The organism is Amnibacterium sp. (assembly GCF_025463795.1).
In the GTDB taxonomy this organism is placed as follows: Bacteria; Actinomycetota; Actinomycetes; order Actinomycetales; family Microbacteriaceae; genus Amnibacterium.
The window spans coordinates 19,956-27,373 of record NZ_JAODBE010000172.1 but is presented as its reverse complement, the minus strand read 5'-3'; the positions used below and the strand labels follow the sequence as shown (position 1 = coordinate 27,373).

General features: G+C 74.1%; 7 protein-coding genes and 1 pseudogene. 7 read left to right on the top strand and 1 reads right to left on the bottom strand.

All coding sequences use genetic code 11. From position 1 onward, the window contains the following. From JWQ92_RS14855 to JWQ92_RS14845, 3 genes and pseudogenes are all read left to right on the top strand, one after another. A pseudogene (locus tag JWQ92_RS14855) lies at positions 1-686 on the top strand (glycosyl transferase); the annotation flags it as partial. A 92-nt stretch (positions 687-778) separates the two neighbouring features. Continuing rightward, positions 779-1,900, top strand: coding sequence for a glycerate kinase (locus JWQ92_RS14850; protein ID WP_297345241.1), 1,122 nt, complete (start codon positions 779-781; stop codon positions 1,898-1,900). Positions 1,901-1,974: 74 nt separating this feature from the next. After that, positions 1,975-3,261 (top strand): saccharopine dehydrogenase C-terminal domain-containing protein, encoded by a 1,287-nt coding sequence (locus JWQ92_RS14845; protein ID WP_297345240.1) that lies wholly within the window; start codon positions 1,975-1,977, stop codon positions 3,259-3,261. Here the strand turns inward: JWQ92_RS14845 and JWQ92_RS14840 are convergent. After that, positions 3,248-3,880 (bottom strand): hypothetical protein, encoded by a 633-nt coding sequence (locus tag JWQ92_RS14840; RefSeq protein WP_297345239.1) that lies wholly within the window; start codon positions 3,878-3,880, stop codon positions 3,248-3,250. The two genes, JWQ92_RS14845 and JWQ92_RS14840, sit on opposite strands and share 14 nt — an antisense overlap. A 409-nt stretch (positions 3,881-4,289) precedes the next feature. Between JWQ92_RS14840 and JWQ92_RS14835 the strand changes: the two genes are divergently transcribed. From JWQ92_RS14835 to JWQ92_RS14820, 4 genes are read left to right on the top strand one after another with little or no spacing between them, the layout of a single operon-like run. After that, a complete protein-coding gene (locus JWQ92_RS14835) occupies positions 4,290-4,769 on the top strand; it encodes a toxin-antitoxin system HicB family antitoxin (protein WP_297345238.1) in 480 nt (159 codons plus the stop codon). Continuing rightward, the gene (locus JWQ92_RS14830) at positions 4,766-5,665 is read left to right on the top strand and encodes a hypothetical protein (protein WP_297345237.1); all 900 of its coding nucleotides are present in this window, start codon (positions 4,766-4,768) and stop codon (positions 5,663-5,665) included. The genes JWQ92_RS14835 and JWQ92_RS14830 overlap by 4 nt, the downstream gene beginning before the upstream one ends. Next, complete coding sequence (locus tag JWQ92_RS14825; protein ID WP_297345236.1) at positions 5,662-6,621, top strand: ATP-binding cassette domain-containing protein; 960 nt, start codon at positions 5,662-5,664, stop codon at positions 6,619-6,621. Before JWQ92_RS14830 ends, JWQ92_RS14825 begins: the two co-directional genes overlap by 4 nt. Next, on the top strand, positions 6,618-7,415 hold the full coding sequence (locus tag JWQ92_RS14820; protein ID WP_297345235.1) for an ABC transporter permease: 798 nt from the start codon (positions 6,618-6,620) through the stop codon (positions 7,413-7,415). Before JWQ92_RS14825 ends, JWQ92_RS14820 begins: the two co-directional genes overlap by 4 nt. The last annotated feature ends 3 nt before the right edge of the window (positions 7,416-7,418 follow it).

The following is a 7,418-nucleotide window of genomic DNA, read 5'->3' as shown; positions in this document are numbered from 1 at the left end:
CGGCGCTCGCCGGCCCGGCCGCCTTCGCGGTGGACACGACGCTCACGCCGCACGCGGGCTCCCTCCCGACCGCCGGCCCCGCGGTGTCCCTCGGCGGGACCGGCGGCGTCGGCGGCACGGGGTTCGGGCGCCGCTTCGGCGGGCAGAACGGGTTGACCCGGCCGCAGGGCGGGTTCGGCGGGCAGAACGGGGCCACCCCTCCACAAGGCGGGTTCGGTGGCCGGAACGGGTTCACCCCGCCGCAGGGCGGGTTCGGCGGACGCGGCGGCTTCCGCGGCGGGGCCGCCGGCGGCCTCCTCGGCGGGAGCGCGAACGTGAGTTCGGCGGTCACCGCCGCGCTGAAGGCCGACGCCTCGCGGTACACGTGGGCGGCCGCCGCGATCGGGTCGCAGAACGCGGCGTCCTACCAGCTCGCGACCGGCCTCGCCGTGATGCCGATCGGCGGCTTCAACGGCAGCGACCCCTCGCCGACCCTCGCCGAGTTCGAGCAGGACGTCGCCTCGGGCGGGATCCACTGGTTCATCGCCTCGGGCATGCGCGGCGGCACCTCGAACGGCGGATCGAACGCCTCGGCGCAGATCTCCACGTGGGTGGCCGAGCACTTCACGGCGCAGACCGTCGGCGGGGTGACGCTCTACGACCTGTCCGGCGCCGCGAGCGGCTCGGACTCGAGCGCGAACACCTGATCGGACGGCGCCCTTGCCACTCTCCGACCTCGAACCCGCGGGATGAGGTCGGAAAGTGGCAAGCGTGCGTCGCGGTGGGGGAAGGTGGCCGGGTGGCCCGGATCGTGATCGCACCGAACGCGTTCAAGGGGTCGATCGGACCCGTGGGGGCCGCCGAGGCGCTCGCCGCCGGATGGTCGCGGGTGCGACCGGGCGACGAGCTGCGGCTCGTGCCGATGGCGGACGGCGGCGATGGCACGCTCGAGGCGCTCGGCGCCGTCGAGCCGGCCGTCGCGCAGGGCGCGGTCGTGCCGGGACCGGTCGGCGGCGTCCTCACCGTTCGCTGGATCCGGTCGGAGCAGGGCACAGCGACGATCGAGCTCGCCTCCGCGGGCGGGCTCGCGCTCCTGGCCGACTCCGCCATGGAGCCCCGCAGGCGCGCGGCCCGCGCTGACACACTCGGCCTCGGCACCGCCGTACGGGTCGCGATCGAACGCGGTGCCACCGAGGTCGTGCTCGCCATCGGGGGCAGCGCCTCGACCGACGGCGGCGCCGGCCTCCTCACCGCACTCGGCGCCCGGCTGCTCGACGCCGACGGCCGGCCGATCCCGCCGGGCAACGCCGGCCTCGCTCGCCTCGCCCGGATCGAGGTCGACGGCCTGGTCCGTCCCCCCGTCCGCGGCGCCGTCGTGCTCACGGATGTGACGAACCCGCTGCTCGGTCCGGCCGGCGCGGCCGCGGTCTTCTCGCCGCAGAAGGGTGCCGCCCCCGAGGACGTGCCCGGCTTCGAGGCCAACCTCGCCCGGTTCGCGGCCCGCCTCGAGCAGGTGCTGCCCACGGATCCCCGTGCGGCGGGCGCCGGAGCGGCGGGCGGCCTCGGCTTCGGCCTGCAGGCCTGGGGCGCCCGCATCGTCGACGGTGCGGCGGAGGTGGCCCGGCGTGCCGGGCTCGCCGCCGCCTTGGAGGGGGCAGCGGCCGTGGTCACGGGGGAGGGGCGCTACGACGCGCAGACCGCCGGCGGCAAGGCGCCCGCCCGGGTGCAGGCGCTCGCCGCCGAGGCGGGGGTCGCCGCGCTGCTCGTGGCCGGCGCGATCGACGCCCCGACCACGGGCTGGGCCGGTGCGGTCTCGCTCAGCGTGCTCGCCGGCGGGGCAGCCCGGCCGCTCCGGAACCCGGCTCCCTGGCTCGCGGAGGCGGCCGGGGTCCTCGCGGGCCGTGCGGGATGGGACGACTGAGACCGTCGTCCAGCAGTGCCACGACGAGCGGATCCGCAGTCGACGGCCATTCCCGAAACCGATACCGTCGCCCTATGCGGATCCTCGTCGTCGGTGCCGGTGGAGTGGGGGACGCGATCGCGAAGATCGCGGCGACCCGGACCTTCTACGAGGCGGTGGTCCTCAGCGACTACGACGTCGCGCGAGCCGAGCGCACCGTCGCGTGGATCGCCGAGCACCACGACGCCGAGACGGCCTCCCGCTTCAGCGCCGCCCGCATCGACGCCTCCGACCCCGACGCCGTCGCCGCGGTGGCCCGCGCGCACGGGGTCACGCACGTCATGAACGCCGTCGAGCCGAAGTTCGTGCCCTCGGTGTTCGCCGGCGCCCTCGCCGCGGGCGCCCACTACCTCGACATGGCGATGAGCCTCTCCGAGCCGCATCCCACCGACCCGTTCGCCCTGCCGGGGGTGAAGCTCGGTGACGACCAGTTCGAGCAGGCGGCGGACTGGGAGACCGCCGGCCGGCTCGCCCTCGTGGGGATGGGCGTCGAGCCGGGCCTCAGCGACGTGTTCGCCCGGTACGCGGCCGACCACCTGTTCAGCGAGATCGACGAGCTCGGCACGCGCGACGGCGCGAACCTCGTCGTGCGCAACGAGGCCGGTGAGGAGATCTTCGCCCCCTCCTTCAGCATCTGGACGACGCTCGAGGAGTGCCTCAACCCGCCGGTGATCTGGGAGCGCGACAGCGGCTGGACGACGACGGCGCCCTTCTCCGAGCCGGAGGTGTTCGAGTTCCCCGAGGGCATCGGCCCGGTGGAGTGCGTGAACGTGGAGCACGAGGAGGTGCTGCTGATGCCGCGCTGGCTCGACGCCAAGCGGGTCACGTTCAAGTACGGCCTCGGCGGCGAGTTCATCGGCATCCTCCGCACCCTCCGCGACCTGGGGCTCGCCTCCACGGTGCCGCTGCGCGTGCGCAGCGCGAACGGCCCCGTCGAGGTCGCCCCCCGCGACGTCGTCGCCGCCGCCCTGCCCGATCCGGCGACCATCGGCCCGCGGATGGAGGGCAAGACCTGCGCCGGTGTGTACGTCACCGGAACCGGCGTGGACGGCTCCCCGCGGGCCGTGTACCTGTACCACGTGGCCGACAACGCCGACACGATGCGCGAGTACGAGAGCCAGTGCGTCGTGTGGCAGACCGCGCTGAACCCCGTGATCGCCCTCGAGCTGCTCGCGGCCGGCGTCTGGTCGGGCGTCGGGGTGCTCGGCCCGGAGGCGTTCCCGGCGGATCCGTTCCTCGAGCTGATGGCGCGCAGCCTCGCAGACGGCGGCTACGGCCAGCCGTGGGGCCTCGACGAGCGGGCGCCTGTCAGCCGATCGTGAGGGTGGCGGTGATCGCGATGCTCACGCAGCAGACGAGTCCGAGCGAGATCATCAGCAGGTTCCCGCGCCACGGGTGACGCTCGCTCCAGCGCAGGATCCCCGGCCGCGTGTGGCGCAGGTCGTGCAGCGTCATCGGGGTGTCGATCGTCTCGACGAGCACGTCGAAGTGGCGGAGCACCGTGCGCATGTGCTGGTCGCTCCAGCTGGCGCCGCTCATCCGCAGCAGGGTGCGCTCCCCGGCGTCGAGCACGAAGAGCTGCCGCCGGGTCTGCACGCTCTGCGTGTCGTAGAGCGCGAGCAGCACGGCCGAGGCGACCGCCTCGCGAGGTGTGGTGCGGGTGCGGCCGAGCAGGCCGTGCTCGACCATGCCGCCGGCCTGCAGCACGAGGCGTGCGCGGGAGAAGCGCCAGGCGACGAGCGCGGCGATCACGAGGGTCACTGCCGCCGCGACGGACACCGGCACGATGCGGCCGCCGGTGCTGGCGATGACGAACGCCGTGATGTAGACGGGCACGACGGCGGCGACGAGGGAGCCCACGATCGGCAGCCAGTAGCGCTGCCGGAACGGCTGCAGAGTGACCGTGCCCACGGCGCGCGCGGCCGGGGCGGTCGTCGTCATGCGGGGCAGGTTACGGCGGATCCGCTCGTCCCGCAGTCCCCAGAAGGGAGCGCAGACCATTCCCCACCCGGACTGGGGGCGGCGATCGCACGGACGGGATCGTACGGTTCCGGCACCGGCCGTCTCCTCTCCGATACCCGCCCGACGGCCCCGAAGGACCCGCCATGCATGAGGACGACCTCACGATGCCGTTCTGCGCCTCCTGCCAGGAGGCGTTCGTCGCCCGCGGCGACGCCGACGACCGCCACTGGGAGTGCCCCGCGTGCGGGGCGACCATGGGCTGATCGGCTCGATCGCCGTCCGGCCGGCCGGCGCAGAGTGGCCACGGGCGGGGCCGCGCAGCTGTCGTGACGCCGCGACGACGTCTTGCTCCTTGTATCTGACGCCATAGTGGTGTCATGATGACGTCATGGAACTGGAACGGTATGTCGCCGAGCTGCAGGAGCAGCTCGCGAAGGCGGTGATCGGGGACGAGGCGGCCCTCGCGGTAGCCGAGCGGATGTCCGGCGCCCTCGACGCGGCCGTCCGGCTCGTGCTCCTCGAGGTCCTCAGCGACGCCGCCGGGGAGATCACGCGGGAGCTGGCCCCCGGATCCGTCGACGTGCGGCTCCGAGGGCGCGACCCCGAACTCCTCGTCTCGCACGGGGCATCGTCGCAGGCCGAGGCCCCGGTCGATGCCGGCGACCTCACGGACGACGCGACGACCTCCCGCACCACCCTCCGCCTGCCGGACCGCCTCAAGGCCGAGGTCGAGGCCGCCGCGGCCGCAGAAGGCGTGTCGGTGAACGCGTGGCTCGTCCGAGCGATCGCCGCCGCGGTCGGGCCCAAGGGCAGACGCCCGGGCAAGGCCGCCCGCAACGGCGACAGCTTCACCGGATGGGTCCGGTGAGCACGGTGAGCGGATCCGTCGACGCAGAGACGAGCGGTCCGGTCGAGGCGGTCATCGACGTGGGCGTCGGATCGATCGAGGTCGTGGCGTCCGAGGCGCTTCGGGTCCGGGGCGAGGTGACGCCGACCGGCGCGGCCCGCGCAGGCGACGTCGCGCTCGCGCGGGACGCCTCCGCGGTGTTCCGCAACGGGGTGCTCCGCATCGCCGTGCCGCGCCGCATGAACCTCTTCGGTCGCACCGACTCCGTCGACGTGCGCGTCGAGGTCCCGAGCGGCTCGAGCCTGCGGATCGACTCCGCATACGGGTCCGTCCGGCTGCGCGGCACCTTCGGCACCGCCCGCGTCGCCGCCAAGTACGGGGCGGTGACCATCGACCGCGTCGCCGACCTCCACCTCACTGCCCCGTACGGCGAGGTCGAGGTGGGCCGGGTCGATGGGCGGCTGGACCTCGACGCCGGGCACGGACACGCGCGCATCGACCGGATCGAGGGGCCGAGCCGGATCAGGGCCTCCCACGGCACCGTCGAGCTCGGCACGGCGTCCGGCCCCGTCGAGGCGTCGCTCGCCGGCACGCTGACCATCGACCGCGCCCTCACCGACGTCACGGCGCGCAGCGCCTACGGCCGCATCCGGGTCCGCGAGGTCACGAGCGGCGTCATCCGCCTCGAGAACGGGTACGCGGACGTCGAGGTGGGCATCCCCGCAGGCCTTGCGGCCTGGGTCGACGCGACCTCTGCGCACGGGTCCGTGCGCAGCGAGCTCGGCGCCGCGGGCGACGTCGCCCCCGACACCGCAGCGGGGTCGGTGCAGCTGCACCTCGCCACGAACTGGGCCGACGTCGTGCTCCGCCGCGCCCCCGCCATCGCATCCCGGCCACTAGCAGAAGGAGCATCATGACCGCCGCCGTCCTCGTCGAAGGACTCCGCAAGCGCTACGGCGCGGCCGTCGTCCTCGACGGCATCGACCTCGAGGTCGCCGAAGGCAGCGTCTTCGCACTGCTCGGGCCCAACGGCGCGGGCAAGACGACCGTCGTGCACATCCTCAGCACCCTCGTCCGCCCCGACGCGGGGCGGGTGCGCGTGGCCGGCCACGACCTGCGCACGCACCCCGACGGCATCCGCCGCAGCATCGGCCTCACCGGCCAGTTCGCCGCCGTCGACGACCTGCTGACCGGCGAGGAGAACCTGCGCCTCATGGCGTCCCTGCGTCACCTCGACGCCCGTGCCGCTCGGCGGCGCGTCGCCGACCTGCTCGACCGCTTCGAGCTGACCTCGGCGGCCCGCAACCGCATCGGCACCTACTCCGGCGGCATGCGGCGGCGGCTCGACCTCGCGATGACCCTGATCGGCGATCCGCGCGTCGTGTTCCTCGACGAGCCCACCACCGGCCTCGACCCCCGCAGCCGCCAGACGATGTGGTCCCTCGTCCGCGATCTCGTCGCGGACGGCGTCACGATCGTGCTCACCACCCAGTACCTGGAGGAGGCGGACCGTCTCGCCGACCGGATCGCGGTGCTCGACCGCGGCCGGATCGCCGCCACGGGCGCGCCCGACGAGCTGAAGCGGCTCGTCCCCGGCGGCCACCTGCGGCTCGGCTTCCCGACACCCGCGCAGCTCGACGCCGCCCGCGCGGTGCTCCACGACGCCGAGCCCGTCGTCGACGCGGACCGGCTCGCTCTCGACGTGCCCGGCACCGGCGACGTGGCCCACGTGCGGCAGGTCCTCGACCGGCTCGCCTCCGCCGGCATCGAGGTCGAGGACATCGGCATCCACACGCCCGACCTCGACGACGTCTTCTTCGCCCTCACCGGTGGCCCGGCGGCCGCCATCGCCAAGGAAGGAACGGCCCGATGAGCACCATCGCCCTCGCCGCAGCGGACTCCGTCACGATGCTGCGCCGCTCGCTGCTGCACCAGCTGCGCTACCCGGGCCTCACCGGCTTCGTGATCGGCATCCCGGTCGTCCTGCTGCTGCTGTTCGTCTACGTCTTCGGCGGCACGCTCGGCGCGGGCCTGCCGGGCGGCTCGGCGGGGAGCACCGACCAGCAGTACCTCGCCTACGTCGTGCCGGGGATCCTGCTGATCGGCGTCGCCGGCATCGCGACGGGCGCTTCGATCGGCATCGCGAAGGACATGACCGAGGGGATCATCGCCCGCTTCCGCTCCATGGCGATCTCCCGCGGCGCGGTGCTCACGGGTCACGTGCTCGGCAACACCATCCAGGGCATGCTCTGCCTCGTCGCGGTGCTCGCCGTCGCCATGCTCATGGGATTCCGACCCACGGCCGGGCCGCTCGGCTGGCTCGGCCTCGCGGGGGTGTTCGCGCTCATCTGCCTCGCGATCTCCTGGCTGTCCGTCGCGCTCGGCATGGTGGCCGGATCCGTCGAGTCGGCCAGCAACCTGCCGATGTTCCTCACCCTCCTGCCGTTCCTCGGCAGCGGCTTCGTGCCGACGGCATCGATGCCGGCCTGGCTGCGCGTCTTCGCCGACGTGCAGCCGTTCACGCCGTTCATCGAGACGGTGCGCGCCCTGCTGTTCGGCACGGATCCGGGCCTGAACGGCTGGCTCACGCTCGCCTGGTGCGTCGCGATCGGTGCCGGCGGCTGGCTGTGGGCCCGCGCCCTCTACGTGCGCAAGTCCGTGCGCTGAGGG

What these genes read in the sequence shown, in the direction of transcription:
- JWQ92_RS14845 (WP_297345240.1), top strand. Translation starts at nt 1,975, where the DNA reads ATGCGGATCCTCGTCGTCGGTGCCGGTGGAGTGGGGGACGCGATCGCG.
- JWQ92_RS14840 (WP_297345239.1), bottom strand. Translation starts at nt 3,880, where the DNA reads ATGACGACGACCGCCCCGGCCGCGCGCGCCGTGGGCACGGTCACTCTG.
- JWQ92_RS14835 (WP_297345238.1), top strand. Translation starts at nt 4,290, where the DNA reads ATGGAACTGGAACGGTATGTCGCCGAGCTGCAGGAGCAGCTCGCGAAG.
- JWQ92_RS14825 (WP_297345236.1), top strand. Translation starts at nt 5,662, where the DNA reads ATGACCGCCGCCGTCCTCGTCGAAGGACTCCGCAAGCGCTACGGCGCG.
- JWQ92_RS14820 (WP_297345235.1), top strand. Translation starts at nt 6,618, where the DNA reads ATGAGCACCATCGCCCTCGCCGCAGCGGACTCCGTCACGATGCTGCGC.